Source organism: Pseudomonas sp. Eth.TT006 (assembly GCF_054456575.1).
On record NZ_JBTJEN010000010.1, the window covers coordinates 152,505 to 179,000 of the forward strand.

Genomic DNA, 26,496 nt, shown 5'->3' on the forward strand with positions numbered 1-26,496 from the left:
TGTCAGGACATTGCTCTTGTGCGCCAAAGTCGTTCATCGCAGTTGCTGTGCGATGCCTGAAAAGGCGCAACTTGGTGCGTGAATCGTTCGCGCGAACCGCTTTGGTGCCTTTTTAGCCTTCAGGTCTGCCTCTTTATGGAAAATCTGCAAAGCGCTGTGGACACGCTGGTTCACAGCTCCAACACGTTGTTCATTCTGATCGGTGCGGTGATGGTGCTGGCGATGCACGCCGGTTTTGCCTTTCTGGAAGTGGGCACGGTACGCCAGAAAAACCAGGTCAACGCACTGTCGAAAATCCTCAGCGACTTCGCCGTCTCGACCCTGGCCTATTTCTTTATAGGCTATTGGATCTCCTACGGCGTGACCTTCATGCAACCGGCGGCGGTGCTCAGTGCCGATCACGGTTATGGACTGGTGAAATTCTTCTTTCTGCTGACTTTCGCCGCAGCGATCCCGGCGATCATTTCCGGCGGCATCGCCGAGCGCGCGCGATTCGTTCCGCAGCTCTGCGCGACGGCGTTGATCGTGGCCTTCGTCTACCCGTTTTTCGAGGGCATGATCTGGAACGGCAACTACGGTTTGCAAGCCTGGCTGACGACGCGATTCGGTGCCGCATTTCATGATTTCGCCGGCTCGGTGGTGGTCCACGCCATGGGCGGCTGGCTGGCGCTGGCGGCCGTGCTGTTGCTCGGTCCGCGCAACGGGCGCTATCGCGACGGGCGCCTGGTGGCGTTCGCGCCGTCGAGCATTCCGTTTCTGGCGCTGGGTTCGTGGATTCTCATCGTCGGCTGGTTCGGCTTCAACGTGATGAGCGCGCAAACCTTGCAGGGCGTCAGCGGTCTGGTTGCGGTCAATTCGTTGATGGCGATGGTCGGCGGCACGGTCGCCGCACTGATTGTCGGGCGCAATGACCCGGGCTTCCTGCACAACGGCCCGCTGGCGGGGCTGGTGGCGGTTTGCGCCGGTTCCGACCTGATGCATCCGGTCGGCGCTCTGCTCACCGGAGCAATTGCCGGGGCGCTGTTTGTCTGGTGCTTCACCGCAGCGCAAGTCAAATGGCGCATCGACGATGTGCTGGGGGTCTGGCCGTTGCACGGTTTGTGTGGGGTATGGGGCGGGATCGCCTGTGGCATCTTCGGTCAGAGCGCGCTCGGCGGCCTCGGCGGTGTCAGCCTGATCAGCCAGTTGATCGGCACTGCGCTCGGGGTGCTGGTCGCATTGATTGGCGGCTTCGCGGTCTACGGCGTGATCAAGGCGTTGCATGGTTTGCGCCTGAGTCAGGAACAGGAGTATTACGGCGCCGATCTGTCGCTGCACAAGATCGGCGCGGTCAGCCAGGACTAGCGGGCGTTCTCGATTTAGAATGCCGACTAGGTTTCCTCGTCGTCGGCGCCACGGTAAAACCCGTGCAGCAGGCGATAGCGATCACGGCGCACCTGATCGACGCGTTCCTGGACCTGACGCGCCGGCAGGCCGAGCATGATCAGCGCATGGGAGCCGAGCATCAGGCTCGACTCCAATAGCTCCGGCACCACTTCGGTGGCGCCGGCAGCCTTGAGTTCCGCCAACTGGCTGTCGTCGCGAGTGCGCACCAGGATCGGCACCTGGTCATTGTGGCGGCGTGCTTCCTTGAGAATGCGCAAGGCAACATCGGTCTGGTCCACCGCAATCACCACCAACCGAGCACGCAACAGTCCGACGGCGAGCAGCAGATCGGCGCGGGACGAGTCGCCGTAATGCACATTGCTTTCAGCGACGGCGGCTTCCTGAATGCGCACCGGATCGTTGTCCAGGGCGATGTAACGCTGATTGGCATTGCGCATGAAACGCCCGATGGACTGGCCGACCCGCCCGTATCCGCAAATCAGCACATGCTGGTCGAGGTTGGCGTTGAGCGCGCTGATCTCTTCGATCTGCGCTTCCTGATTTGGCTTGCGATGCAGATACAGGGCAATTTTCGGCGCCGCGCGCAGCAACAGCGGGGTCAGCAGCATCGAGCAGAACGTGGCGGCGAGCAGCAGGGCACCCAATTCGTCAGGCAGCATCCGGTTTTGCTGCATCTGCGCCATCAAGGCAAAACAGAACTCGCCGCCCTGTGCCAAGGCCAGGCCGCTGCGCCAGGCGGTTTCGGGATCGCTGCCGCGCCACTTCACCAGCAACGCCACCACGGTGCCCTTGATCAGCATCAAACCCAGCGTCAGGCCGATGATCAGCACGCTGTGGCTGACAAACAGTTGCAGATCGATCAGCATGCCGATGCTGACAAAGAACACCCCGAGCAGGATGTCGCGAAACGGCCGGATATCGGCCTCGATCTGATGGCGATAGTGACTTTCGCCGAGCAGCATGCCGGCGAGAAATGCGCCGAGGGCAGGGGACAGGCCCAACAGGTGCGTCAGCCATGCGGTCAGCAATACGATCACCAGCGCCAGCAGTACGAACAGTTCCGCAGAGCGTGAGGCGGCCACTTCATGAAACAGTCGTGGCAGCAACCAGCGGCTGGCCAGCAGCAGACCGAAAAACAGCACCACGGTTTTTCCCAGGGTCAACGGCAGGGCCCAGTACCAGGGTTGCGCGCTGCTGCCGGCGAACACCGGCACCAGCGTCAACAGTAATACCGCCACCACGTCCTGAAACAGCAAGACCCCGACTGCATTCTGCCCGTGGCTGCTGAACACTTCGTCCAGGCTGCTCAACTCCTTGGTGACGATCGCCGTCGATGACAACGACAGGCCGGCGCCAAGCAACAATGCAGAAGTCACCGGCATGCCCAGCAGGATCAGCACCAGCCCCAGCAAGGCCGTACTGAGCAGCACCTGTTGGCTGCCCAGACGAAACACCACCTGGCGCAACGCGATCATCTTCGACAGGGAAAACTCCAGGCCCAGCGAGAACAGCAGAAACACCACGCCCAGCTCGGCCACATCGGGCAGGTGTTCACTCTCGTTGACCCAGTCGAATGCCGTCGGCCCCACCAACAGCCCCACGCAGAGATAGCCCAGCACCGGCGGCAGGCGCAGGCGCCGGAACAGGGCAATCATCACCAGGGATGAGGCGAGGATGATCAACAGGTTGGCAAACACAAGACACTCCGATGTCGGGTTCTGGCTTTCAAGCGTAGAGGCAAAAAGCGCGGGAGCATGGCCTGATTGGCTTTTCTGTGGACTGATTTGCGTCAGGGTTTTGCTGATTGCTCGTGATGTCCGGTCTTGGGCCCGCTGCGGCTCGACGGGTTTTCGAGGCAGGCCTAGAATGAATGCTCATTTTTTCGGTTGAGCGATCATGCCTCCTGAATGTCAGTTGTTCGGCACCTTGGGCTGCCATCTGTGTGAGGTGGCAGAGGCCGAGTTGATGCCTTTTGTCGAGCATGGTCTGCTGGTGGAACTGGTGGATATTGCCGATGACGAATCCTGGTTCGAGGCTTACAGTCTGCGGATCCCGGTGCTGCGTCGGGTGGATACTGGAGCGGAATTGGGCTGGCCGTTCAGCGCTGATCAGGTGGCGGACTTCCTGCGCTAATTCGTCACTTCAGTGACTCACTATGACTTCCCGCCGGTCGCGACGGCACATTCCTTCCTTGGCACTCTGCGATTTATTCGGTTACTGTATGCGCATACAGTAATTGGCTGGGCCTGCCGCTTTCATGACTTGAGCAGGCGCGCCCGGCAGTCAGAGGGACGAACCGTGGTCAATGTCGAACAGTTGAAGAACAGCGTGAACCGGATGTCGGTTGACGTGGTGCGCGAGGCCGTCCTCGAGCTGCGCCTGGACGGGTTGGTCACCGAGGGCAAGACGCCGTTCAACAAACTGCATTTCAATACCTGCTTCGCGGAAATCGAGGCGCTGTTTCAGCGGGCCGGTTATCACAGGCAACTCGACGTGGTCGGTTATCAAGGATTGCTGTATGCCTTGTATGACCCGGGGCGCTGGGAAGCCGTCGATGTCCTGCGCTGGCTCAAGGAGTTCACCGAAGCCGCCGCGCTGAAGGCGATCCCGGCCTGAGGCAGGCGGCGGAATCGGCGCTAGGTTCGTATCGTGCAGTGTTGGATAATACCGACCTGCATTGAGGGTTCGAATTTCCGTATGTCCACACCAACATTTTCCGCTGCCGAGAATCAGGCCAGTACCCTTTACCTGCCGCCAGGTTCCTGGCTGACCGTGCTTGATTGCCTGTGTGAGCATTTCGCTGCGATCAGTCGCGAGCAATGGCTGGACCGGATCGCCCGCGGGCGGGTGCTGGATGGTCAGGGTCAGCCGATTGCTCTGGACCTGCCGTACAAGGAAGGCCTGCGCATTCACTATTTCCGCGAGGTGCCGGATGAGAAACCGATTCCGGTCCTCGAATCGATCCTCTATGCCGACGAGCATCTGGTGGTGGCGGACAAACCGCATTTTCTGCCAGTGACACCGGCTGGCGAGTATGTCGAGCAAACCTTGCTGCGCCGACTGATTCGCCGTCTGGACAACCCGCACCTTGTCCCGCTGCACCGTATCGACCGGCACACGGCGGGGCTGGTGATCTTCTCGGCCAATCCGCAGACCCGTTCGGCTTATCAGTCGCTGTTCCCGACCCGCAAGATCGATAAACGTTATGAGGCGATTGCCCGTGCGCTGCCTGAGCTGGAGTTTCCGCTGGTGCATAAAAGCTGTCTGATCGATGGCGAACCGTTCTTCCGCATGCAGGAAGGGCCAGGCGTCGCCAATACAGAAACGGCGGTTGAAGTCCGGGAAAAGAACGGCGATCTGTGGCGCTATGGCCTGTACCCGGTGACCGGCAAGAAGCATCAACTGCGGGTGCACATGACCGCGCTGGGGGCGAGTATCTGCAACGACCCGTTTTACCCGGACGTGTTGAAAGACGTTGAGGATGACTACGCCAATCCGTTGAAGCTGCTGGCGCAGGGCTTGCGTTTTGTCGATCCGGTGACGGGCGAAGAGCGCTCATTCGAGAGCCGGATCACTCTTGAGTGGTGAGGCTAACCACTTTTCCACGCCCATGAAAAAGCCCGCAACAATGCGGGCTTTTCTGTATCCGGTGTCGACGTAGAGCTTACAGCTCTTTAACGGTACGAACCTGATCCTTGTTGATGCGGGTCTCTTTGCCGTCCAGTTGCTTGAACTCGTAGAAGCCCGAATCTTCGTCATATTTCGGGGTGTCGACGGCCTGGATTTCGCGACCGTCATTCAAGGTGATCACTGTTGGCGAGGAGCAACCAGCGAGGGTAGCCAGGCCCAGTGCGAGCATGAAAGTGGCGAGGGTCCGTTGAGTCATGAGTGTGTCTCCGAATGGGAATACTTTTGGTTACTGAGCTTGAGACGTATACAAGGCGTGAGAGTTCCTTGAGTGGTGTCAGTCTGACACAGTGTTATGCGCCTTTAACAGTTCGGGGGTGTTGAGGTTGGCCAGGCGCGGGTCATTGTCCGGGCATTGCAGGGCCGTCACGCCGAGGCTGCGCATGACCCGGCCGGGGCTGCGTTCACCGGCGTTCCAGGCCGATTGGAACGCGGGCAGATGCGCCACCGGGATCACGCACAACAGGGGTTCCCAATGGTCGTCATGACGCAACATTAAAGGTTTTTCAGGAAACTGGCTGGCGGCTGTGCGCATGTCGTGCAGCAGCGCTGCGTCGATGCGCGGCACATCGCAGGGCAACACCAGCAAATGCGGCAGACGGGCAGCCTTGAGCCCGGCGAGGATACCGGCCAGCGGGCCCGGAAAGTCGCCTTCCTCATCGCTCACCAGTTGGTCGGCGTAGGCGGCATAACGTTCGCGATTACGGTTGCAGGAGATGATCAGGTCGTCGGTCAGCGGCCGCACCTTGCGCTGCAGATGCGCAATCAGCGGTTCGCCGTGCCATTCGATCAGGCCTTTGTCCTGGCCGCCCATGCGCTGGCCGCGTCCGCCTGCCAGAAGCAGAACGGAGCAGGGGGGCAACGGCGTGTTCAAGGTCATGGTAGCTCTCCAGCAGGGCGGCGAAAAATTCAGGCGCTGTGATATAACACCGGGCTGTTCCCCCTACAACTGGACGCGCCTGATGAAAGCCAAGGCCGATGTACCTTTTGCACCGCTGAATATTGCGGTGCTGACTGTCAGCGATACCCGAACCCTGGACACCGACACCTCAGGCCAGGTCTTCGTCGACCGCCTGACCGCTGCCGGCCACCGCTTGGCCGAACGGGTTCTGCTTAAAGATGATCTGTACAAGATTCGTGCGCAAGTTGCGCACTGGATTGCCGAGGACGTGGTGCAGGTTGTGCTGATTACCGGCGGCACCGGCTTCACCGGGCGTGACAGCACGCCGGAAGCCGTGGCGTGCCTGCTCGACAAACAGGTCGATGGATTCGGAGAGTTGTTCCGCCAGATTTCAGTGGCCGATATCGGCACCTCGACCGTGCAATCGCGGGCGCTGGCCGGTCTGGCCAATGGCACCCTGGTGTGCTGCCTGCCGGGCTCGACCAATGCCGTACGCACCGGCTGGGACGGTATTCTGGCCGAGCAACTGGATTCGCGGCACCGTCCGTGCAACTTCGTACCTCACTTGAAACAGGCGGCACCTTGTGAATCCCGCGGGTAAGCCGGGCAAGACCGGCAGCCTGATGCCCGTCGAAGAAGCGCTGGCCCGTCTGCTGGCAATAGCTGATGCCACGCCGATTGTCGAGCGCGAGTTCTTGCCGTTGGCTGAGGTCCAAGGGCGGGTGCTGGCCGACGACTTGCTCTCGACACTCGACCTGCCGCCATGGCCAAACAGCGCTATGGATGGGTATGCGCTGAATCTCGCTGACTGGACCGGCGAGCCGCTGCCGGTCAGTCAGAAAGTGTTTGCCGGGCAATCGCCCGAACCGTTGAAGCCCGGTACCTGTGCGCGAATCTTCACCGGTGCACCTGTGCCTGCCGGTGCGGATTGCGTCGAGATGCAGGAAAACGCCGAAGTCCAGGACGATGGCCGGGTGCGATTTACCGAAACCCTGCGCATCGGCCAGAACATTCGCCCGCAAGGCCAGGAAACCACCGCCGGTGAATTGATCTTGCCGGCAGGTACGCGGCTGGGGCCGATCGAGCAAGGTCTGGCGGCGTCGCTGGGGTGTGCCGGGTTGAACGTGGTGCACAAGGTGCGGGTGGCGGTGCTGTCGACCGGGGACGAACTGGTCGAGCCCGGCCAGGCACTGGGCCCGGGACAGATTTACAACAGTAATCGGGTGGTCTTGTGCAGTTGGCTGCAGCGCTTGGGTTGTGAAGTGATCGATGCCGGTATTCTTCCGGATGATCTGGCAGCGACGCGTGCGCGCCTGGGCGACTTGCAGGATGTCGACCTGATCCTCTCGACGGGCGGTGTCTCGGTCGGCGAAGCGGATTTTCTCGGCATCGCCTTGAGGGAAGAAGGCGAGCTGGCGCTGTGGAAACTGGCGATCAAACCTGGAAAGCCGCTGACATTCGGCCATTTTCGCAATGTCCCGGTGATCGGTCTGCCCGGCAACCCGGCGTCGACATTGGTGACCTTTGCCTTGCTCACACGGCCCTACCTGTTACGTCGTCAGGGTGTGCAGGATGTCGAGCCGTTGAAGTTCGCTGTCCCGGCAGGTTTTGTCTGGCCGGTAGCCGGCAATCGGCGTGAATATTTGCGGGGCCGGCTTGAACAGGGGCGGGCGATCATCTATCGCGATCAAAGCTCAGGTGTGTTGCGCAGCGCTGCCTGGGCGGATGGGTTGGTCGAAGTGTTGGAGGGCCGAACACTGGCAGAAGGCGATCAAGTCGTTTTCATACCTCTGAGTGATCTGCTCGGCTGATGCGCCTGACATGTGCAGGCTCGACCGATACGGCGTCGATGCCTGCATTTCGCCGTCAATGGCTCATCAATGTGACCAACTGATCGAACCGGCTGTTGGCAACCCAGCCCAACAAACCCAGAACGACGGCCATTGCACCCGCCGAATAGGCCAGGCGATGCTTGATCGTTTTGACATCAATGCGCACTTCATCCATGTCCCGCCGGATGTATTTGAGATGGGTTTCCAGTTCGGTCACGCGCGGTTCCATATCAACGTCTCCAGGGGTTCTAGCGCTCTTTTTGAAATCAGGTGAGTGACTGGCGCGGCTTTCATTAAGCGGTGCGACCGGACTGGGCGAGATTCTGGCTTCATGGCTGTGCATGGAAATGTCCATCGGCGATTTCAACATCAAGCTCACCAGTCTTTCCATGAGTCGGCCCGTTACCAGCTCCGTGAGTGTTTCTACTCATTACCTGCACATCCTTGTGTTGTTGAATTGAAAATTGATACCACCTGCACACGGTGAATCAATGATCGTGATGGGTCAATTGAGCCGATTCCTCACATGTTGTAAGAAAAAATACCGCTGTGTAGGACGCCGTGATTCAGACGCTTGAATTAAAAGTAAAACCTGCGGCTTTTTTGCGTGCACCAGTGGTCAAGATGTTTCATACCGATTCAATCCTGGGGAGTAACCGATATGAGTGAACGCAGGGCACTGTTGATTCTGCATGGCAAGCAGGCACTCAACGAGGCGGTCCGCACCGCTGTTGAAGACAAACGCAAGCAGGGCTGGGACCTGGCGGTGCGCTTGACCTGGGAGGCTGGGGACGCGCAACGGCTGGTGCAAGAGGCACTGGCGGCGGGGTATACAAAAATTATCGCCGGCGGTGGCGATGGTACGTTGCGCGATATCGCCGAAGCACTTTCCGCCCATCCGCATCAAGCCAGCCTGGTGTTGTTGCCGCTGGGGACGGCCAACGATTTTTCTCGCGCGGCGGGAGTCCCGCTGGAACCGGCCGAGGCCCTGGAGTTGCTGGATGTACCGCCACGAGACATTGATCTGGGCGCAGCCGGCGAGCAGATTTTTCTCAATATGGCGACGGGTGGGTTCGGCAGTCAGGTCACCGCCAATACCTCGGAAGACCTGAAAAAAGTCTTGGGCGGAGCGGCTTATCTGTTCACCGGTCTGTCGCGCTTCAGTGAGTTGCATGCGGCCTACGGCGAATTGCAGGGGCCGGATTTTCACTGGAGTGGCGAGCTGCTGGCGCTGGGCATCGGCAACGGTCGCCAGGCGGGCGGCGGACATGAATTGTGTCCGCAGGCACTGGCGGATGACGGCCTGCTGGATATCAGCATCCTGCCGGCGCCCCAGGAGTTGGTCGGTACCCTGAAAAGTCTGCTCAGCGACGGTTTCGGCCTCGACAATCTGTTTGTCAGGGCGCGTTTGCCCTGGGTCGAAATCAAGGTCGCCGAGGGCCTGAGCATCAACCTTGACGGCGAGCCGCTGGAAGGCGAAAGCCTGCGTTTCGAGGCGCGTCCGGCTGCCCTGCGGGTGCACTTGCCCGAGCATTCGCCGCTGCTGAGCGGTGCCGCGGCAATCAGTCGTCGAGACTGATGATCTGCTCGCGCACCGCGAACAGCACCAGACCCGCCACGTCGTAGATCTGCAGGCGTTTCATGATCTGCGAGCGGTGGGTTTCGACGGTCTTGATGCTCAGGCCCAGGCCGTTGGCGATTTCTCGGGTGGATTTGCCGCGCACGATCAACCGCAGGATTTCCAGCTGACGGGCCGTCAGATTGTGCGAGTCTGCGACTTCCGGCTGGTTTTTCTGTGTGCGGGTCAGTGCCTGGTTGATCACGGTATGGGCGATCGCCGGGCTCAGATAGCGTTCGTTGTTACGCAGGGCCTCGAGGGCGTGTTCAAGCTCGGTGGCCGTGGTGTCCTTGAGCAGATAACCGTGCGCTCCGGATTCCAGAGCCTGCATGATCAGCGCCGGATCGGTGTGCATCGACAGAATCAGCACCTTGCTTTGCGGGCGCACCCGCTTGAGTCGCTGCAAAGCTTCCAGGCCACCGGTTTCCTTCATCGAGATATCCAGCAACACGATGTCGGGGCTCAGTTGCTCGACCATCTCGAGCAGCTGCGAGCCATCGCTGGCTTCGCCAACGACCGCGTAGCCGGGGATATCGAGCACCAGAGCGCGCACGCCGGCCCTGATCAGCGAGTGGTCATCCACCAGAAGTAAGTTACAAGTCAACGCATAACCTTATTCGTACTGGCCCGCTCGAGTGCACGGGGCGCCCAGGGGAAGAGTGCTTCGATTTGAGTGCCGTTGCCCGGCTCGCTGATGACGCTCAGCGTGCCGCCCAGTTGTTCGACTCGCTCGGCCATCCCGGCCATGCCTCGTTGTCCTTCGCGGGCCGGGTCGGCGGCGGGCGCAAATCCCAGACCATCGTCGCTGATAAACAATGTCAGGCCTTGTGGCAGACGCTGCACGCGGATCAGCAGATTCTTGGCCTGCGCATGACGCAGGATATTCGTAACCGCTTCTTGGGTAATGCGAAAAGCGGCGACCGCCATTTCTTCCGGAATGCCGTTTAGCCGCTGCTGGCAATCAAGGCTCCAGTGCACCGAGGTGTTGGCCAGGGTCTTGAGCAGGTGCGCGCGCAGGCTGGCTTCGAGACCGAGACTGGTCAACTGGCGCGGATTGAGAATGGCCGACACATCGCGCACCTTGTTCAGGGTTTCTTCAAGGGTGTCGCATAACGTCGAACAATGCTCTTGCAGATCCTGCGGCAAGCGTTTTTTCAGCCACTCGCTTTGCAGCCTGGCGGCGGTCAGCAACTGGCCGATATCATCATGCAGTTCGCGGCTGAGTCGGTGGCGCTCGTTCTCCTGGACTTCGAGCAAACGGTCCGCGAGTTCCTTGGGCTGGAACTTGATCGATTTGCGCGACAGCCGATATTGCACCCACACACATGCGGTGGCAGCGCCGTTCAATAGCAGTACACCTAACGACAGTGGTGCCGAAAAGCCATAGGTCAGCAAGCTGCCGACGGTTGCGGCGACACACAATATAAGTGTGAAGCGGCGGGCATTTTCCCGGGAAGGTGGCCATGTGCTGAGTGACTTGAGACTGGCGTACATAACGGATGGAGCCAATGGATGTTCGCTGCGGGTAGATCAACCGGTGGTGGGCAGATCTCTGTCTGAAATTGCTGTCAATAATGTTATTGGTTTTAGTGAGGTTCAGTGAACGATATCTGACCGCCAACTTCGATGGATGTCTGCCATTGAATCACTTTGCCACTAATTGAAAGCAATTAGTGCTCGGCATAATACCACTTAAGGTACCGTTGGTCGCGCTTGCCTCCTATGTCCAGCAAGTCAGGAAAGACGCTGAGTTGGACATGAGTTCCATTCTGGAAAAAACTCGCTTTATTGCCTCTTGCGCTTATCGATATTGCCTGAAGTTGCCGGTTATACAGACACAGGAAAACCCTGAGGCGGCAGGAAAATATCTGCAGCGGTCAGGTGTGATTAATTAACTTGTGCTTGTCGCTGGCAGGCAAGAACTATTCATTTGCGACATTCATCAAACGGGATCTGCGGACTCGATTGCGATCAATCAGGCCTGGCGTTCCAGCGTGAACAAAAGTGACTGGGTCGGGAGCGGCGATTGAAACCCGCATTGACCGACCTGAAATGCAAAGGCTTCGATCAGAGACTTCTGTTCGCTGGTATCGAGGCTCAACTGGCCAGTGTTCTGGTCCACCAGCTCGATCTGCCAGGCCATCAGGGTAAAGCAGTCCTTCAGCGCATCCAGCGCCTGCGCATGCAGATCGATAGAGTCCGGCGCATGGCTGAGCAGGCTGTGAATGTGCAGGGAGAACTCGGAAACCGCTTCCAGCGCCAACGCTTCGGCCCGGCGGGCGAGCTTGAGCAGGGTCGTGCGCATGCAATCGATGGCGTCCTTGTCATTGCTGATCATCTGCAGATGGCTCAGGCATTCTTCGGACTTGGCCAGGAGCGTTTCAGCCTCGACGAGAAATTCGGGAAAGCGTTGTGCCCAGTCTTTGCGGTCGATTGGCATGCTTATCTCCACAGCGTCATGTCTGATGAGGGAATGCCGTGTGTGTCGACGATCATGAACCGTCGCGAGACCGCGCCCCGGCGTGCAGGTGCACAAGCTGAGGGTTTCGAGAGGATGGGGTTCCACCGAACTGCGATCGCACACAATAGCCTGACTCCGTTCATGCAATGAGAATGGCGTCACATTAATGGCTATTGGATACTGCGAACATCAGGTTGGGCCTGATTGTTCCTAGGGGATTCCCTGATGCGCGGGAACCTGTGACGCGAACGGTGGTCGCGCCAGAAGAGAATGTTGCAGATGAAAACACCGCGTCAGTAAAGCATGATGTTAATGTGACATCAATGCCCGCGTCTGGCATTTTTATATCAATCTTTATGGGGATCAAGATTGGCCACCAACCGCCGATAACTCCTCTTAGTGAATTCATCAGAACAAGCCCAGGAGTCATTGATGGCCGGCATTCTCGACACGGTAGACCAACGCACGCAACTGGTGGGTGAGAATCGCCTGGAAATTCTCATGTTTCGACTGGCCGGACGCCAATTGTTCGCGATCAACGTGTTCAAGGTTCAGGAAGTGCTGCAACTGCCCAAGCTGACCCTGATGCCCCAGCGCCACCCGTTTGTCTGCGGCGTGGTCAATCTGCGCGGCCAGACGCTGCCAGTGATCGACCTGTCCCAGGCGATTGGCATGCGCCCGTTGGTGCCGGGTCCGAACAGCACCATCATCGTTACCGAATACAACCGTTCGGTGCAGGCCTTCCTCGTGGGGGGCGTGGATCGCATCGTCAACATGAACTGGGAAGCCATCCTGCCGCCGCCCACCAGCGCTGGGCGTCAGCATTACCTGACTGCGATCAGCAAGGTCGACGAACAGTTGGTGGAAATCATCGACGTCGAGAAAGTCCTCGCCGAAATCGTCCCGTACAACGCCAAGGTTTCGCGCGACAAGCTTGACGATCCGGTGCTGGAACGTGCCCGAGGTCGCGAAGTGCTGCTGGTGGACGACTCCAACGTCGCGCTTTCGCAACTGCGCGACACCCTCGGTCAGCTCGGGGTGAAAATGCACATCGCCAGCGATGGTCTGAAAGCGCTGAACATGCTCAAGGCCTGGGCCGATACCGGCGTGCACATGACCGACAAACTGTTGATGATCTTCACTGATGCGGAAATGCCGGAAATGGACGGGTATCGCCTGACCACCGAAATCCGCAACGACCCGCGCCTGCGCAGCCTGTACGTGGTGCTGCACACCTCGCTGTCCGGCAGCTTCAACGATTCGATGGTGAAGAAGGTCGGCTGCGACAACTTCCTCTCCAAGTTCCAGCCGGACAAACTGGTCGACGTGGTGCGCCAGCGGCTGATGCTGGATGAAGTACCGGCCTGATCCTGACACCAAACCACTTTTGTAGGAGCTGCGGCACGCTGCGATCTTTTAACTTTGATTTTAAAGGCCAAAAGATCGCAGCGTGCCGCAGCTCCTACATTGTTTTGCGGCGTCTGGACTGAGGCTTTGATTCGCAGATCAAGCTCGTATAGGGTGGCTTTCTTTAGCCACCAGGAAGCTGGCCATGCTGCGTCTGAGCGCGCTTTATCGTTACCCGTTGAAATCCGGAAAACCCGAGATTCTGCAATCGATTGGTCTGGACAAACTGGGCCTCGCAGGGGATCGACGCTGGATGCTGGTGGACGAGGCCAGTGGCCGCTTCCTGACCCAGCGCGCTGAAGCGAAGATGAGCCAGTTGTCCGCCCTGTGGAATGTGCAGGGCGGTCTGACCCTGAGTGCGCCAGAACAGCCTTCAATCGAGATTGCCTTGCCGGGCAACGACGCCGAACTGCGCGGCGTGACCATCTGGCGCGACACCCTGCGCGTACCGGATGCCGGTGACGCCGCAGCGCGTTGGGTCAGCGACTTCATTGGCAAACCGACGCGGCTGGTGCAGGTGCCGCTGGATCGTGCGCGCATGACCCAGGCAGGTATCGGCAAGGATGATGATCAGGTCGCATTTGCCGACGGATTTCCGTTGCTGTTGATCGGCGAGGCATCGTTGCAGGATCTTTCGCAAAAGGTCGGGCGGCCGCTGGAGATGCTGCGCTTTCGGCCGAATCTGGTGATCGAGGGCAGCGCGGCGTTCGCCGAGGATGGGTGGAAGCGGATCCGTATCGGTGACGTCGAGTTCCGGGTCGTGAAGCCATGCTCACGCTGCATTCTGACCACCATCGATCCGCAGACCGGCGAACGCAGTGCCGATCGCGAACCGCTGGCGACCTTGCAGAAATACCGGGCCCAGGCCGATGGTGCGATGTTCGGGCAGAACCTGGTCAACGACAGCAACGGTCAGCTCGAAGTCGGGATGGCGGTGGAAATCCTCGAGTAACCGGCGTTGAAATGAAAATGCCCGTGTCTTGTGACACGGGCATTTTTTTGCGCCGGGAAAACCGTGGTGTCAGCCGCGGTATTCGCACAGGTAAGCGGTGTCGACCGCAACTTTCAGCTGAAACTTGCTGTTGGCCGGCACGTTGAACTGGCTGCCGGCGGCGAAGGTTTCCCAGTCGCTGCTGTCCGGCAGTTTGACGGTCAGGGCGCCGGAGATCACGTGCATGATTTCGCGCTGAGCGGTGCCGAATTCGTAGTCGCCCGGGGCCATGACGCCGATGGTCGCCGGACCTTCAGCGGTGCCAAAAGCGATCGACTTGACGGTGCCGTCGAAGTACTCGTTGACTTTGAACATGGGCGATTCCTCTCGAAAAGGGCTTAAAAGGGTCAAAAAGGGGCGGCCAGTATGCACAACGCTTCTGGCGCCGTCACCTGCGTTAGAGTGGCAACACCAGCGGCAACAAGCGCGCGGTATTGCGCGCATCTTCCAGCGCCCGATGCTGCTGACCGCTGAACTGCATGCCCGCCAGTTGCAGCGCACCGTTGAGTCCTAATGGCCGCTCCAGGCGCCGCGCCTTGGCGAAGCGCTGTTTGAGATTCATGTGCGGCACCCGGCCCAAGAGGCTGTCGAGGTGCAGACGTTGCCATTCCTGCAGCAGTTGCTTGCGGTCGTAGTCACCCCAACTGACCCAGCCTTCGAGACGGGTCTGGTGCTGGCCGAGCCAGCGCTCGAAAGCCGGCCAGACCTCGCTCAATGGTTGCGCGGCATCGATATTGGCCTGGGTGATGTGCGTGAGTTCTCGACAGAACGTCGTCAGCAACGGGCGCCGCGTCGGTTTGACGAAGCGCTGGAAATGATCCTGCTCGCGCCCGGCCCGATCCACCAGGGTCGCGCCGATCTCGATGATTTCCATGTCCGTAACCGGCCAGCCACCCTCGTCTGTGGTGGCTTCCAGATCTATGACCAGCCAATGGGGCATCGCAGGGTTCCTGATTTCCGCGTTCTGATTTATCAGAGCGTAGTCAAACCCCGCGCTTGTGTCCGGGTGACTACTCGACCTGCAACAGAACCTGACGATTTTTTACCTGATCGCCGACCTTGACCTGCACCCGCTTGAGCACGCCATCGATGCCGGCCTTGAGCGGGTGCTCCATTTTCATTGCCTCCAGCACCACCAGCAATTGACCCTTGCTGACCGGGCTGCCTTCGCTGACCAGTACGTCGACGATGGCCCCGTCCATCGGCGCCTTGAGCGTGCCGGAGCTGACGCTGCTCTGACTGTTGATCAGTGCATGAGTTCGATCCTCCAGGCGCAGGCTGCCGGGATGGGTGAACAGCCAAAGGGCTTCGCCCTCCAGCCGATAGGCGTGACGCTGACGCAGGCCGTCGATCTCCAGGGTCACCGAGCGCTGATCACCGTCAATGACCTTGACCGCCAGCGAGCGCTGCATGACGTTGACGCTGAAGTGACCATCGCCGCCCGCCAGCAGTTGTAGCGTCCAGTCCTGTTGTTCAAGGCCGAGACGGAAGTTGAGCGGCACGCCGGCATTGTTGCGCCAACCCTTGAGCGGCGAACGGTGGGCTTGCGCGCCGGCCTGGTAAAACAGCACGGCGGCGATCGCAAGCTCTTCTGCACTCGGGGCATAGGTGTGCAGGTCTGGGTGATCGGTGAAGTGCTGGGCGATGAACGCAGTGCTGAATTCGCCGCTGATGAACTGCGGATGTTGCAGCAGGCTGTCCAGCAGCCGCTGATTGCTCTGCACGCCGAGCAGCACACTGTCCTGCACCGCGCGCAGCAGCTTGCGCCGGGCCTCTTCGCGGGTGGCGCCGTGAGCGATCAGCTTGCCCAGCATCGGGTCGTAGAACGGGCTGATCGACTGGCCTTCGAGCAAGCCATGATCGATCCGCGCGCCTGGGCTCAGCGCCGGTTCCCAGGCTTGAATGCGCCCGGTCTGCGGCAGGAAATTCTGCGCCGGATCTTCCGCATACAGGCGTACTTCCATGGCGTGGCCATTCAGCGTGACCTGGTCCTGAGTCAATGGCAGTGGTTGCCCTTCGGCGACCGCCAGTTGCCAGGCGACCAGATCCAGCCCGGTGATCAACTCGGTGACCGGATGCTCGACCTGCAGCCGCGTGTTCATCTCCAGAAAGTAGAACTGCCCACGGGCATCGAGCAGAAATTCGACGGTGCCGGCGCCGACGTAATTCACCGCACGACCGGCCTTGAGCGCCGCTTCGCCCATGGCCTGACGCAACGCGTGGGTCATGACCGGGCAGGGTGCTTCTTCGATGACTTTCTGATGGCGTCGTTGCACCGAGCAATCGCGTTCGCCCAGATAGATCAGGTTGCCATGGTGGTCGCCGAACAGCTGCACCTCGACATGCCGTGGCTCGATCAGCGCCTGTTCGAGGATCAGTTCGTCGCTGCCGAAACCGTTCAATGCTTCGGAACGCGCGGTGCGCAATTGCGCGGGTAATTCGTCGCTGTTGTGCACCAGACGCATGCCGCGCCCGCCACCGCCGGCGCTGGCCTTGATCATCAACGGGTAGCCAATGCGTTGGGCTTCGCGCAGCATCGTCGCGTCATCCTGCGCCGCGCCTTGATAGCCGGCGATGCAGGGTACGCCGGCGTCGAGCATGGCGATTTTCGACAGGCGCTTGCTGCCCATCAACTCGATGGCCTCGGCACTTGGGCCGATGAAGGTCAGGCCAGCTTCTTCGCAGGCGCGGGCGAACCCGGCGTTTTCCGAAAGAAAGCCATAGCCGGGATGGATCGCGTCGGCGCCGCTGCGGCGTGCGGCATCGAGGATCGCCGCAATGTTCAGGTAGGACTGCTGCACGGGCGCCGGGCCGATGTGCACCGCCTGGTCGGCCATCTGCACATGCAGGGCGTCGGCATCGGCGTCGCTGAACACGGCGACGGTGCGATAACCGAGGGCCTGGGCGGTACGCTGGATGCGGCAGGCGATTTCACCGCGATTGGCGATCAGGATTTTGTGGATGGCGGGCATGGGCTATTTCCTTGGAAGTTGCATTGCATGTGCTGGCCTCATCGCTGGCAAGCCTGCTCCCACAGGTTTTGTGAGCGACGCAAATCCCCTGTGGGAGCTGGCTTGCCAGCGATGCTTTTAGGTAGCCCACCGCGGTTTACGCTTTTGCACAAAAGCCATGGTGCCCTCGATCCCTTCGGCTCCAGCTACCGCGTCGCTGAACCATTGCGCCGCCTCATCGAGCAATTCACTCGACGGCTGTCCGGCACTGGCCAGCAACAATTTTTTGGTCATCGCATTCGCCTGCGGTGCGCAACACAAAATCTGGCCGAGCACTTGATCAAGGCGCTCGGCCAGGGCTTGCGAATCCTGCTCGACAAAATGCACCAGCCCCAAACGTCGTGCCTCCAGGCCGTCGAAGCGTGCAGCGGTCAGCGCCAGTCGGCGGGTTTCGGTGAGACCAATGCGCTGCACCACGAACGGGGCGATTTGCGCCGGCAGCAGGCCGAGGCTGGTTTCCGGCAGGCCGAACTGCGCCTGATGATCGGCGATGGCGATGTCGCTGACACACGCCAGCCCGAACCCGCCGCCGAGCACCGCACCTTGCAACACGCTGATCAGCACTTGCGGCGTGTGCTGCGCTTCTTGCAGCAGCGCGCCGAAAGCACGGTTCAATTCGCGGTAGGCGTCAGCGCCCCGGGCGCGGGCGTTGGCCATGTCCTTGAGGTCGCCACCGGCACAAAAATGCCCGCCGGCGCCACTGAGCACCAGGGCGCGAACATCGCGGTCATCCTTTACCGCAGCGAACACTGCGCGCAGTTCGGCGACCATGTGCAGGCTCATCGCATTGCGGCTGTCGGGGCGATTGAGGGTGATGTGCAGCACGCCGCCATGTTGCTCCAGCAGCAGGGTCTGGCAATCGGGCAGGATGCTCATTTCTTCTTCCCCGGGAGGATGCCCATCAGTTTGCAGATGATGCCGAGCATGATTTCGTCGGCGCCGCCGCCAATCGACACCAGCCGCACATCGCGATAGGCGCGGGCCACCGGGTTGTCCCACATGAAGCCCATGCCGCCCCAATATTGCAGGCAGCTGTCGCTGACTTCGCGACCGAGACGCCCGGCCTTGAGCTTGGCCATCGACGCCAGACGGGTGACGTCCTGGCCTTTGATGTATTGCTCGGTGGCCTGATAGACCAGCGCGCGCAGGCATTCGATTTCGGTCTGCAATTCGGCGAGGCGGAAGTGGATCACCTGATTGTCGATCAGCGCGCTGCTGAAGGTCTTGCGCTCCTTGCAGTATTCGATGGTGCTGTCGACGCAGTATTCCAGGCCTTTGATCATGTTCGCCGCGCCGAACAGGCGTTCCTCCTGGAACTGCAACATCTGCATCATGAACCCGGCGCCTTCGTGGCCGATGCGGTTGCGCTGCGGTACGCGCACGTCGTCGAAAAACACCTGGGCGGTTTCCGAGCTGCGCATGCCGAGCTTGTCCAGATGCGAGCTGAGGCTGATCCCCGGGGTGTTCATCGGCACCATGATCAGCGACTTGTTGATGTGCGGCTTGTCGTCCGAGGTGTTGGCCAGCAGGCAGATGAAGTCGGCGCTGGGGGAGTTGGTGATCCACATCTTGCTGCCGTTGATCACGTAGTCATCGCCGTCCTTGCGCGCGCTGGTCTTGAGCCCGGCGACGTCGGAGCCGGCCCCGACTTCCGAAACGCCGATGCAGCCGACTTGCTCGCCGGTAATCGCCGGGCGAAGAAATTCTTCGCGCAATTCATCGGAGCCGAAACGGGCCAGCGCCGGGGTGCACATGTCGGTCTGCACGCCGATCGACATCGGAATGCCGCCGCAATGGATGGTGCCGAACTCTTCAGCGGCGACAATCGAATAGCTGTAATCAAGGCCCATGCCGCCGAATTTTTCCGGTTTGGAAATCCCCAGCAGCCCGAGATCGCCGGCCTTGCGGAAAATCTCGTGGATCGGAAAACGCCCGGCCTTTTCCCACTCATCGACATGCGGGTTGATCTCATGCTCGACGAACTGGCGGACGGTGCGGCGCAGTGCTTCGTGTTCCGGGGTGAAGATCATTTTTATTGTTCTCCTGGGGATCCGTGGCGGTCGTCAGCGGCTGACGCCGAAGCTGTTGGGTTGCAGCGTGCGGATGTCGGCCTCGTGGCAGATATCCAGCAGATAGCCGAGCAGGGTGCGGGTGTCGCGCGGGTCGATCAGGCCGTCGTCCCACAGGTTGGCGCTGCCGTACAGCGCGGTGGACTGGCTGTCGAGTTTCTGCGCGGTGACCTGTTCGAGCATGTCGAGCATTTTCGGGTCCGGGGTCAGGCCGTCCTTGAGTTGCTTGGCTTCGGTGACGATGCGCAGGACTTTGCCGGCTTGCGCGCCGCCCATCACTGCTGTGCGGCTGTTGGGCCAGGCGAAGATAAAGCGCGGGTCCAGGCCGCGCCCGCACATCGCATAGTTGCCGGCGCCGTAGGAACCACCGACCACCATTGTCAGTTTCGGCACCCGCGCATTGGCCACCGCCTGAATCAGTTTCGAGCCGTGCTTGATCACGCCTTGCTGTTCGGATTCGGTGCCGACCATGAACCCGGTGGTGTTATGGAAGAACAGCAGCGGCGTCTGGCTCTGGTCACACAGCTGGATGAACTGCGCGGCCTTGCTCGCGCCGGCCGGGGTGATCGGGCCGTTGTTGCCGATCAGGCCGCAGGCGCGACCCTGAATTTTCAGTTGACCGCACACGGTCTGTTGATCGAACTCGCCCTTGAATTCGAGGAACTCCGATTCGTCGGCGATCCGCGCGATGATTTCGCGCACGTCGTAGGGCTTCTTCGGGTCGTCGGGAATCAGCCCGAGCAGTTCGTCGATCGGGTAGAGCGGTTCCTTGTATTGCGGCTCCGGCAGCCACGGCAATTGCTCGTTCCACGGCAGCATGCGCAGGATCTCGCGCACCAGCCGCACCCCGTCGGCATCGTTCTCGGCCAGGTATTCGGCGGTACCAGCGACCTGCGCATGCATCTCGGCGCCGCCCAGTTCTTCATCGGTGGCGACTTCTCCTGTGGCGGCCTTGAGCAGCGGCGGACCGGCGAGAAACAGCTTGGCCTTGCCGCGCACCACCACCACGTAATCCGACAGCCCCGGCTGATAGGCGCCGCCAGCGGTGGCCGAGCCGTGCACCACGGTGATCTGCGGCAGGCCCATGGCCGACATCCGCGCCTGATTGGCGAAGCTGCGCGCCCCTTCAACGAAGATATCGGCGGCGTAATTGAGATTGGCGCCGCCGCTCTCGGCGAGGGTGATCACCGGCAGTTTGTTCTCCTGGGCGATCTGTTGCAGGCGCAAAGATTTTTTCAGGCCGGTCGGGGAAATCGTGCCGCCCTTGATCGCGCTGTTGTTGGCCACCACCAGCGCGCGCACCCCGGACACGTAACCGATGCCGGCGATCAGTCCACCACCGGCGGCGCTGCCGTCCTTGTCGTCGTGCAGTTTGTAGCCGGCCAGACTCGCCAGTTCGAGGAACGGTGCACCGGGGTCGAGCAGCAGATTCAGGCGTTCGCGGGGCAGCAGTTGCCCACGTTGCTCGAATTTGCCCTTGGCTTGGGCGGCCTTGTTCAGCAGGTTCTGTTCCAGTTGCTGGATCTGCTCGATGGCGGTGAGCATCGCCGCGCGGTTGCGGGCAAAGGCCTCACTGTGCGGGTCGAGTTGGGACTGGATCTGCGGCATGCCTTACTCCTTGTCCTTGAGCACGTCGGGCAAGTACGCCCGATGGAAGCCGTTGTATGACTCGCTGTGGCTGGCCTTGTGCAGCGGCCATGCGCGATTGCCGAGACTGGCTGCGCCATCGATCTTCAAGGTGCTGCCACTGATGAATGCCGCCGCCGGGCTGAGCAGAAAAACGATCGCTGCGCTGACCTCCGATTCGGTGCCGATGCGCTTGAGCGGCACGTGTTCGCGCAAGGTCGGAATCACCGCTTTGAACGCGCCTTCGTAGGTGTCCATGCCGCTGGAGGCGATCCAGCCCGGCGCCACCGCATTGACCCGCACGCCGGCGTAACCCCACTCGAAGGCAGCGGTCCTGGTGAAGTTGTCCATGCCCGAACGGGCCGCGCCCGAGTGGCCCATTCCGGGCATGCCGCCCCACATGTCGGCGAGCATGTTGACGATGTTGCCACCGTGTTTGCTCATCGACTGGTTGAACACTTCCCGGGCCATCAGGAAACCGCCGACCAGGTTGGTGCGCAGCACGGTTTCAAAGCCTTTCTGATTGATCGAGGCCAACGGCGACGGATATTGCCCGCCAGCATTATTGACCAGACCGTGGATCGGCCCGTGCTCGGCGATCAGCGCGGCGACCAGTTGTTTCACCGCTTCTTCGTCACGGATGTCGCAGGCTTGCCAGTGCGCGCGGCCACCGTCTTCGCTGATTTCGGCGGCGACCTTTTGCAGTTTCTCCGGCTTGCGCCCGACCAGCAGCACCGTGGCACCGAGCGCCGCCAGTTCATGCGCGGTGCAGCGCCCGATGCCGCTGCCGCCCCCGGTGACCAGGATGGTCTGGCCGCTGAACAGCTCGGCTTTGAAAATCGATGCGTACGCCATGAGGCCCAACCTCTAGTCGAGTTGTTCGACGATGCTCTGCGGCACCGGAATCTGGATATCCAGCAGTTGCTGGGCGAACGCTTTTCCCTGCGGATCGATACGCAGGCTCGCGACACCGCCGCCACCGAGGGCGTTTTCCAGCAGGAAGTTCAGGCTGTGGGTGCCGGGCAGGTACCAGCGTTCGACCCGCCCGTGAATCGGGTCGAGGACATGGCGCATCCAGTCGACCATCACCGAGGTGGTCAGCGCCTCGGCGATCCACGGCAGGTATTCGGGCCGACGCGGCAGGACGCCGATGTTGCTGTGGTTGCCCTTGTCGCCGGAGCGCGCCACCGCCAGTTTCACCAGCGGCACACTGGCATCGGCACGGCCCTGGGGTTTGGGCGGTTGATGGGGTGTTGGCAGGTCGTCGCTGTCGAGTGGCGTCTGCGCAGGCAGGGCGCAGGGATATTGTTCCCCGGCCATGGCGACGTGCAGGGTGCAGGCGGTTTTATCGATCAGGAACGAGAACAGGCGGATCAGCGGGTACACCGTCGGCCGCCCGCCGACAATGCCGGTCAACCCCGGTGCCATGCCGGTCGCGGCCTGGGCGATTTCGCGGGAGAACAGCACCAGCGCCTGTTTCTGTGGATGGCGCACGGCGAGTTTGATCACCACTTCGCGGCTGTCCCGACGCTGGCCGTGCGGGCCGTAGGTGGCTTCGCTGCCGAGCAGTTCGATGTCGACTTCGCTGTACGGCGGCCAGCCGCGCTGGCTGAACATTTCCGAGGTCTTGGCGATGATCGCCTGGCTGACGCGCCGCGCCTTGTCCACCGCGTCGATGCCGGCGATCAGGCAACTGGCGGTGCAGCGGAAGCCGTCCGGCCAGGTCGCGCTGACCTTGTATTTGTCGCTGGGCGGCAGACCTTTGGCGCCGTGCACATGCACCGCGTTTTTGCCTTGTTGCTGGAGTTTGACCTGGCTGAAATCGCAGACCACGTCCGGCAACAGATACGCCTGCGGGTCGCCGATTTCGTAGAGCATCTGTTCGCCGACGGTCAGTGGCGTCACCAGACCGCCGGAGCCTTCGGGTTTGCTGACAATGAACTGGCCATCGGCACTGACTTCGGCGATGGGGAACCCGATGTGTTCGTAGTCCGGCACGTCGCGCCAGTCGGTGAAATTGCCGCCAGTGCACTGCGCGCCGCATTCGATGATGTGCCCGGCCAGTGCGGCTTGGGCAAGCTTGTCGTAGTCGTGCCAGCCCCAGCCGAATTCATGCACCAGCGCCGCGCTGACCACTGCGCTGTCGACCACCCGCCCGGTGATGACGATGTCGGCGCCCAGGCGCAGCGCCTCGACGATGCCCGGCGCGCCAAGGTAGGCGTTGGTCGACACGCACAGCGGCGGCAGCGGCGTGCCGTTGAACATTTCGTGGATGCCTTGAGCGGCGAGTTGCTTGAATTGCGGTTGCAGGTCGTCGCCCAGCAGCACGGCGATTTTCAGCGCCACCCCGGCCTTGTCACAGGCGGCTTGCAGGGCGGCGGCACAGGCCTGTGGATTGACCCCGCCGGCGTTGCTGATGACGCGGATGTTCTGTTCGGCCAGTTGCGGCAGCAGCGGGGCCAGGATTTCGATGAAATTCCCGGCGAACCCGGCCTGCGGGTCTTTCATCCGTGCGCCGGCCATGATCGACATCGTGATTTCGGCGAGGTAATCGAACACCAGATAATCCAGGCGTCCACCTGCCACGAGCTGGGCGGCGGCGGTGCTGGTGTCACCCCAGAATGCGCTGGCGCATCCGATGCGAACGGTGGTTGGCATTGTGATCTCCGACTCAGGAACCTGCGACAGAAGTGTTTGGAGGCTACCAAGCAAGCGCTTGGTTTGTAAACATCTGAAATAACTTCTGCCCAAGCGCTTGCTTGGTTGCGGCTCGCGGCTTAAATTGCGCGCAACCCTGCAGGTTCAGGGGGCAACAGACTGATCGACTGTAGGAGAGAACGGGTGGACGAGCAAAAAGCCCTGAGGGTCATGCGCGAACTGGTCGATCAGGGCCAGTTGACCGACCCTGACAGCGCTCGCGGCAAACTGCTGCAAGTGGCCGCTCACCTGTTCCGCAACAAAGGCTATGAGCGCACCACCGTGCGCGATCTGGCCGGAGCCGTGGGGATTCAGTCCGGGAGCATTTTTCATCACTTCAAAAGCAAGGATGAAATCCTCCGTGCGGTGATGGAAGAAACCATCCGCTACAACACCGCGCTGATGCGCGCCGCGCTGGCCGACGCGAGTAACGTGCGCGAGCGGGTGCTGGCGCTGATTCGCTGCGAGTTGCAGTCGATCATGGGCGGCAGCGGCGAAGCCATGGCGGTGCTGGTCTACGAATGGCGCTCGCTGTCCGAAGAAGGCCAGGCCAAAGTCCTGGCCCTGCGCGATGTCTACGAAGAGATCTGGCTGCAGGTGCTGGGCGAAGCCAAGGCAGCGGGCTTCATCCGTGGCGATGTATTTGTAACCCGACGTTTTCTCACGGGCGCGCTGTCCTGGACCACCACCTGGTTCCGTGCCGGCGGCAGTCTGAGCCTCGATCAACTGGCCGATGAAGCGCTGATTCTGGTGCTCGAAGAGCGTTGACCCACTTTTTAACCGGCCGGGAAACTGGCTAACTGGGCGAAACCGCCTAGCTTGAATGCATTGATCGGTATTTTTTCGGGGAGTGGGGTGTTTTGAAGTCTTCGCCAATTCGGACGGCCACGGGTCTCTTGCTCGTTGCGCTGACGGCATTTTCAGGGTTGCCTGCGCAGGCGGCGCAACTGGTTCGGGTGGGCGCGGCGCACTTTCCCCCTTACACCATCCGCCCGGAAAACGGCGCTGATACCGGGCTGTTGCCGGAGCTGGTCAAGGCGCTCAATGAGTCGCAGAGCGACTATCAGTTTGAGTTGATCCCCACCTCGATTCCCCGGCGCTTCGGTGATCTGAAGGACGGACGCACCGACATGGCGATTTTCGAGAACCCTGATTGGGGCTGGAAGGACATTCCACACATCACGGTCGATATGGGCCTGGAAGACGCGGAAATTTTCGTCGCGCAAAAGGAAGAAGGTCGCCAGCAGAATTATTTCGCCGACCTCAAGGGCAAACGCCTGGCGCTGTACAGCGGTTATCACTACGAGTTCGCCAACTTCAACGCCGACCCCAAATACCTCGCCGATACCTTCAACGCTACGCTGACCTATTCCCACGACAGCAACCTGCTGATGGTCTTGCGCGGGCGCGCCGACATCGCGCTGGTCACACGCTCGTACCTGTACGATTACCTGCTGCGCAATGAGAAAGTACGCGACGAGTTGCTGGTGTCACAGCGCATCGACCAGGTCTACCACCACTATGCGATATTGAGCCCGACCGCGCCGATCACCGGCGAAGCATTCGGCAAGTTACTGCAGGGTTTGCGCGATAAAGGGCAGATGCTGAAGATCTTCGAGCCGTACAAGATTGCCGTGGTGCCGGTGCCGCATCCCTGAGCGATTTTCTCCGGCGCGGCTAAATTTCCGCGCTCGGCTCACGTCCCATCGTTGAACTGTCGACGATTACCGTGAGCCCGACCCATGTCCCATCTGAATGATCTGACTGTCCTGGCCTTGCCTTCGGGCAGTCAACTGCTAGCCGATGCCACCGCAAGCCGTCTGAGCCTGAGCCTCGACGGACAACCGCTGATTCGCCTGCGCCTGGACTCTGAAGGCCACGGCCCGATCCAGCTCGATGAACGCTTTGCCTTGCCGCCAGGCTTGGCGCTGTGGGCCGCGTGTTATTGGTTGTTCGCCCGCGAGCCGGCGCGTCAGCAATTGATCTGGCAACTGGATCAACTGCCGAGCGAAGCCTTGCTCAGCGGTTTGCTGGTGAGCACTGAAGTGGCCGGTGAGTATAGCTGCGAACGCACGCTGTTCTGGCAACTGCCGCAGCCGTGGCTCGGCACGTCGCCGAGCGGCAGCTACCCGCAGCAGATGGTCATCAGCAACGGCAAGCGCCATCCGCTGCGCCCGGTCAAGCCGCGGGGTGAGGTCTATCGGCGTTTCGATGCGCGTCTTGGCGCGTGGGTCTCTCTGCGTACAGTGGAAATCGAACAGGATCTGGCGCGCTTCAATCGCTGGCAGAACAGCCCGCGAGTCGCCAGTTTCTGGCAGGAGGAGGGCAGTCTCGAACAGCATCGCGAATACCTGAACAAACTCGACGCCGATCCGCACACCCTGACGCTGATCGGCTGTTTCGACGATCAGCCGTTCGCCTATTTCGAAGCCTACTGGGCCAAGGAAGACCGTATCGCGCCGTTCTACGATGCCAACGATTACGACCGTGGCATTCACATGCTGGTGGGCGAGGAGAATCATCGCGGACCGCACAAGGTCGCGAGCTGGCTGTCAGCACTGGTGCACTACCTGTTTCTGGACGATCCGCGCACGCAGCGGGTGGTCGCCGAACCGCGGGCCGACAACGCGAAGATGATTGGCTACATGCACAATCAGTGCTTTCACTGCGAGAAGGAATTCGACTTCCCGCACAAGCGTGCGGCGTTGATGATGCTCGGGCGTGAGCGGTTTTTTGATCGCTGCACATTGGCGTAAAGCAAAAGATCGCAGCCTTCGGCAGCTCCTACAGGGAAATGTGTAGGAGCTGCC

At 60.8% G+C, this 26,496-nt stretch carries 27 protein-coding genes; 12 read left to right on the top strand and 15 right to left on the bottom strand.

What is annotated here, in order from left to right; translation table 11 throughout:
- The first annotated feature begins 135 nt into the window (after positions 1-135).
- Positions 136-1,344, top strand: a complete 1,209-nt coding sequence (locus ACXR0M_RS17745) for an ammonium transporter (protein ID WP_458833086.1) — start codon at positions 136-138, stop codon at positions 1,342-1,344.
- 26 nt (positions 1,345-1,370) lie between these two features.
- Here ACXR0M_RS17745 and ACXR0M_RS17750 read toward each other — a convergent pair whose 3' ends face one another.
- Positions 1,371-3,083 (bottom strand): cation:proton antiporter, encoded by a 1,713-nt coding sequence (locus ACXR0M_RS17750; RefSeq protein WP_458833087.1) that lies wholly within the window; start codon positions 3,081-3,083, stop codon positions 1,371-1,373.
- A gap of 199 nt (positions 3,084-3,282) precedes the next feature.
- On the opposite strand from ACXR0M_RS17750, the gene ACXR0M_RS17755 reads away from it, so the two are divergent.
- The 3 genes from ACXR0M_RS17755 to ACXR0M_RS17765 all read left to right on the top strand — a co-directional run bounded on the left by ACXR0M_RS17755 (position 3,283) and on the right by ACXR0M_RS17765 (position 4,974).
- On the top strand, positions 3,283-3,519 hold the full coding sequence (locus ACXR0M_RS17755; protein WP_458833088.1) for a glutaredoxin family protein: 237 nt from the start codon (positions 3,283-3,285) through the stop codon (positions 3,517-3,519).
- A gap of 165 nt (positions 3,520-3,684) precedes the next feature.
- Entirely contained in the window at positions 3,685-4,002 is a 318-nt protein-coding gene (locus ACXR0M_RS17760; RefSeq protein ID WP_458833089.1) for a transcriptional regulator, read from the top strand.
- 81 nt (positions 4,003-4,083) lie between these two features.
- Entirely contained in the window at positions 4,084-4,974 is an 891-nt protein-coding gene (locus tag ACXR0M_RS17765; protein ID WP_458833090.1) for a pseudouridine synthase, read from the top strand.
- Positions 4,975-5,050: 76 nt separating this feature from the next.
- On the opposite strand, the gene ACXR0M_RS17770 is transcribed toward ACXR0M_RS17765, so the two are convergent.
- Positions 5,051-5,272, bottom strand: a complete 222-nt coding sequence (locus ACXR0M_RS17770) for a YgdI/YgdR family lipoprotein (protein WP_003226722.1) — start codon at positions 5,270-5,272, stop codon at positions 5,051-5,053.
- Between the two features lie 78 nt (positions 5,273-5,350).
- Positions 5,351-5,953 (bottom strand): molybdenum cofactor guanylyltransferase MobA, encoded by a 603-nt coding sequence (gene mobA / locus ACXR0M_RS17775; RefSeq protein ID WP_458833091.1) that lies wholly within the window; start codon positions 5,951-5,953, stop codon positions 5,351-5,353.
- A gap of 82 nt (positions 5,954-6,035) precedes the next feature.
- Between mobA and moaB the strand changes: the two genes are divergently transcribed.
- Complete coding sequence (gene moaB, locus ACXR0M_RS17780; protein WP_047295416.1) at positions 6,036-6,575, top strand: molybdenum cofactor biosynthesis protein B; 540 nt, start codon at positions 6,036-6,038, stop codon at positions 6,573-6,575.
- Positions 6,559-7,785: a molybdopterin molybdotransferase MoeA gene (locus ACXR0M_RS17785; protein WP_458833092.1), complete on the top strand. Its 1,227-nt coding sequence runs from the start codon at positions 6,559-6,561 to the stop codon at positions 7,783-7,785. Before moaB ends, ACXR0M_RS17785 begins: the two co-directional genes overlap by 17 nt.
- 55 nt (positions 7,786-7,840) lie before the next feature.
- On the opposite strand, the gene ACXR0M_RS17790 is transcribed toward ACXR0M_RS17785, so the two are convergent.
- Positions 7,841-8,149, bottom strand: coding sequence for a hypothetical protein (locus ACXR0M_RS17790; RefSeq protein WP_458833144.1), 309 nt, complete (start codon positions 8,147-8,149; stop codon positions 7,841-7,843).
- Between the two features lie 318 nt (positions 8,150-8,467).
- Here ACXR0M_RS17790 and yegS point away from each other — a divergent pair, with 318 nt between their 5' ends.
- Positions 8,468-9,385 (top strand): lipid kinase YegS, encoded by a 918-nt coding sequence (yegS, locus tag ACXR0M_RS17795; protein ID WP_458833093.1) that lies wholly within the window; start codon positions 8,468-8,470, stop codon positions 9,383-9,385.
- On the opposite strand, the gene ACXR0M_RS17800 is transcribed toward yegS, so the two are convergent.
- The 3 genes from ACXR0M_RS17800 to ACXR0M_RS17810 form a co-directional block, all read right to left on the bottom strand.
- Positions 9,369-10,028, bottom strand: coding sequence for a response regulator (locus ACXR0M_RS17800; protein WP_458833094.1), 660 nt, complete (start codon positions 10,026-10,028; stop codon positions 9,369-9,371). The two genes, yegS and ACXR0M_RS17800, sit on opposite strands and share 17 nt — an antisense overlap.
- Positions 10,025-10,918: a sensor histidine kinase gene (locus ACXR0M_RS17805; protein WP_458833145.1), complete on the bottom strand. Its 894-nt coding sequence runs from the start codon at positions 10,916-10,918 to the stop codon at positions 10,025-10,027. The genes ACXR0M_RS17800 and ACXR0M_RS17805 overlap by 4 nt, the downstream gene beginning before the upstream one ends.
- Positions 10,919-11,399: 481 nt before the next feature.
- Positions 11,400-11,864, bottom strand: a complete 465-nt coding sequence (locus tag ACXR0M_RS17810; protein WP_458833095.1) for a hypothetical protein — start codon at positions 11,862-11,864, stop codon at positions 11,400-11,402.
- A gap of 453 nt (positions 11,865-12,317) precedes the next feature.
- Between ACXR0M_RS17810 and ACXR0M_RS17815 the strand changes: the two genes are divergently transcribed.
- Together ACXR0M_RS17815 and ACXR0M_RS17820 are read left to right on the top strand one after the other, a co-directional pair.
- Positions 12,318-13,253, top strand: coding sequence for a chemotaxis protein CheV (locus ACXR0M_RS17815; RefSeq protein WP_458833096.1), 936 nt, complete (start codon positions 12,318-12,320; stop codon positions 13,251-13,253).
- Between the two features lie 184 nt (positions 13,254-13,437).
- Positions 13,438-14,244, top strand: coding sequence for an MOSC domain-containing protein (locus tag ACXR0M_RS17820; protein ID WP_458833097.1), 807 nt, complete (start codon positions 13,438-13,440; stop codon positions 14,242-14,244).
- A 69-nt stretch (positions 14,245-14,313) separates the two neighbouring features.
- On the opposite strand, the gene ppnP is transcribed toward ACXR0M_RS17820, so the two are convergent.
- From ppnP to ACXR0M_RS17860, 8 genes are all read right to left on the bottom strand, one after another.
- On the bottom strand, positions 14,314-14,598 hold the full coding sequence (ppnP, locus tag ACXR0M_RS17825) for a pyrimidine/purine nucleoside phosphorylase (protein WP_458833098.1): 285 nt from the start codon (positions 14,596-14,598) through the stop codon (positions 14,314-14,316).
- A gap of 82 nt (positions 14,599-14,680) precedes the next feature.
- On the bottom strand, positions 14,681-15,223 hold the full coding sequence (locus tag ACXR0M_RS17830) for an exonuclease domain-containing protein (protein ID WP_458833099.1): 543 nt from the start codon (positions 15,221-15,223) through the stop codon (positions 14,681-14,683).
- Between the two features lie 70 nt (positions 15,224-15,293).
- Positions 15,294-17,255 carry an acetyl/propionyl/methylcrotonyl-CoA carboxylase subunit alpha gene (locus tag ACXR0M_RS17835; protein ID WP_458833100.1) on the bottom strand — a complete coding sequence of 654 codons (1,962 nt, stop codon included), beginning with the start codon at positions 17,253-17,255 and terminating at the stop codon, positions 15,294-15,296.
- Between the two features lie 117 nt (positions 17,256-17,372).
- Positions 17,373-18,170, bottom strand: coding sequence for an enoyl-CoA hydratase/isomerase family protein (locus ACXR0M_RS17840; RefSeq protein ID WP_458833101.1), 798 nt, complete (start codon positions 18,168-18,170; stop codon positions 17,373-17,375).
- On the bottom strand, positions 18,167-19,324 hold the full coding sequence (atuD, locus tag ACXR0M_RS17845; protein WP_458833102.1) for a citronellyl-CoA dehydrogenase: 1,158 nt from the start codon (positions 19,322-19,324) through the stop codon (positions 18,167-18,169). The genes ACXR0M_RS17840 and atuD overlap by 4 nt, the downstream gene beginning before the upstream one ends.
- A gap of 33 nt (positions 19,325-19,357) precedes the next feature.
- Complete coding sequence (gene atuC, locus ACXR0M_RS17850; RefSeq protein WP_458833103.1) at positions 19,358-20,971, bottom strand: geranyl-CoA carboxylase subunit beta; 1,614 nt, start codon at positions 20,969-20,971, stop codon at positions 19,358-19,360.
- A gap of 3 nt (positions 20,972-20,974) precedes the next feature.
- Positions 20,975-21,844, bottom strand: coding sequence for an SDR family oxidoreductase (locus ACXR0M_RS17855; RefSeq protein ID WP_458833104.1), 870 nt, complete (start codon positions 21,842-21,844; stop codon positions 20,975-20,977).
- A gap of 12 nt (positions 21,845-21,856) precedes the next feature.
- A complete protein-coding gene (locus ACXR0M_RS17860) occupies positions 21,857-23,647 on the bottom strand; it encodes an acyclic terpene utilization AtuA family protein (RefSeq protein ID WP_458833105.1) in 1,791 nt (596 codons plus the stop codon).
- A 183-nt stretch (positions 23,648-23,830) separates the two neighbouring features.
- Between ACXR0M_RS17860 and ACXR0M_RS17865 the strand changes: the two genes are divergently transcribed.
- The 3 genes from ACXR0M_RS17865 (at position 23,831) to ACXR0M_RS17875 (ending at position 26,442) form a co-directional block, all read left to right on the top strand.
- Positions 23,831-24,454 carry a TetR/AcrR family transcriptional regulator gene (locus ACXR0M_RS17865; RefSeq protein ID WP_458833106.1) on the top strand — a complete coding sequence of 208 codons (624 nt, stop codon included), beginning with the start codon at positions 23,831-23,833 and terminating at the stop codon, positions 24,452-24,454.
- Between the two features lie 92 nt (positions 24,455-24,546).
- Entirely contained in the window at positions 24,547-25,344 is a 798-nt protein-coding gene (locus ACXR0M_RS17870; protein ID WP_458833107.1) for a substrate-binding periplasmic protein, read from the top strand.
- Between the two features lie 84 nt (positions 25,345-25,428).
- The gene (locus tag ACXR0M_RS17875) at positions 25,429-26,442 is read left to right on the top strand and encodes a GNAT family N-acetyltransferase (RefSeq protein WP_458833108.1); all 1,014 of its coding nucleotides are present in this window, start codon (positions 25,429-25,431) and stop codon (positions 26,440-26,442) included.
- The last annotated feature ends 54 nt before the right edge of the window (positions 26,443-26,496 follow it).

What these genes read in the sequence shown, in the direction of transcription:
- ACXR0M_RS17745 (WP_458833086.1), top strand. Translation starts at nt 136, where the DNA reads ATGGAAAATCTGCAAAGCGCTGTGGACACGCTGGTTCACAGCTCCAAC.
- ACXR0M_RS17755 (WP_458833088.1), top strand. Translation starts at nt 3,283, where the DNA reads ATGCCTCCTGAATGTCAGTTGTTCGGCACCTTGGGCTGCCATCTGTGT.
- ACXR0M_RS17765 (WP_458833090.1), top strand. Translation starts at nt 4,084, where the DNA reads ATGTCCACACCAACATTTTCCGCTGCCGAGAATCAGGCCAGTACCCTT.
- ACXR0M_RS17770 (WP_003226722.1), bottom strand. Translation starts at nt 5,272, where the DNA reads ATGACTCAACGGACCCTCGCCACTTTCATGCTCGCACTGGGCCTGGCT.
- mobA (WP_458833091.1), bottom strand. Translation starts at nt 5,953, where the DNA reads ATGACCTTGAACACGCCGTTGCCCCCCTGCTCCGTTCTGCTTCTGGCA.
- moaB (WP_047295416.1), top strand. Translation starts at nt 6,036, where the DNA reads ATGAAAGCCAAGGCCGATGTACCTTTTGCACCGCTGAATATTGCGGTG.
- ACXR0M_RS17790 (WP_458833144.1), bottom strand. Translation starts at nt 8,149, where the DNA reads ATGCACAGCCATGAAGCCAGAATCTCGCCCAGTCCGGTCGCACCGCTT.
- yegS (WP_458833093.1), top strand. Translation starts at nt 8,468, where the DNA reads ATGAGTGAACGCAGGGCACTGTTGATTCTGCATGGCAAGCAGGCACTC.
- ACXR0M_RS17805 (WP_458833145.1), bottom strand. Translation starts at nt 10,918, where the DNA reads ATGTACGCCAGTCTCAAGTCACTCAGCACATGGCCACCTTCCCGGGAA.
- ACXR0M_RS17810 (WP_458833095.1), bottom strand. Translation starts at nt 11,864, where the DNA reads ATGCCAATCGACCGCAAAGACTGGGCACAACGCTTTCCCGAATTTCTC.
- ACXR0M_RS17815 (WP_458833096.1), top strand. Translation starts at nt 12,318, where the DNA reads ATGGCCGGCATTCTCGACACGGTAGACCAACGCACGCAACTGGTGGGT.
- ACXR0M_RS17820 (WP_458833097.1), top strand. Translation starts at nt 13,438, where the DNA reads ATGCTGCGTCTGAGCGCGCTTTATCGTTACCCGTTGAAATCCGGAAAA.
- ppnP (WP_458833098.1), bottom strand. Translation starts at nt 14,598, where the DNA reads ATGTTCAAAGTCAACGAGTACTTCGACGGCACCGTCAAGTCGATCGCT.
- ACXR0M_RS17830 (WP_458833099.1), bottom strand. Translation starts at nt 15,223, where the DNA reads ATGCCCCATTGGCTGGTCATAGATCTGGAAGCCACCACAGACGAGGGT.
- ACXR0M_RS17835 (WP_458833100.1), bottom strand. Translation starts at nt 17,255, where the DNA reads ATGCCCGCCATCCACAAAATCCTGATCGCCAATCGCGGTGAAATCGCC.
- ACXR0M_RS17840 (WP_458833101.1), bottom strand. Translation starts at nt 18,170, where the DNA reads ATGAGCATCCTGCCCGATTGCCAGACCCTGCTGCTGGAGCAACATGGC.
- atuD (WP_458833102.1), bottom strand. Translation starts at nt 19,324, where the DNA reads ATGATCTTCACCCCGGAACACGAAGCACTGCGCCGCACCGTCCGCCAG.
- atuC (WP_458833103.1), bottom strand. Translation starts at nt 20,971, where the DNA reads ATGCCGCAGATCCAGTCCCAACTCGACCCGCACAGTGAGGCCTTTGCC.
- ACXR0M_RS17855 (WP_458833104.1), bottom strand. Translation starts at nt 21,844, where the DNA reads ATGGCGTACGCATCGATTTTCAAAGCCGAGCTGTTCAGCGGCCAGACC.
- ACXR0M_RS17860 (WP_458833105.1), bottom strand. Translation starts at nt 23,647, where the DNA reads ATGCCAACCACCGTTCGCATCGGATGCGCCAGCGCATTCTGGGGTGAC.
- ACXR0M_RS17875 (WP_458833108.1), top strand. Translation starts at nt 25,429, where the DNA reads ATGTCCCATCTGAATGATCTGACTGTCCTGGCCTTGCCTTCGGGCAGT.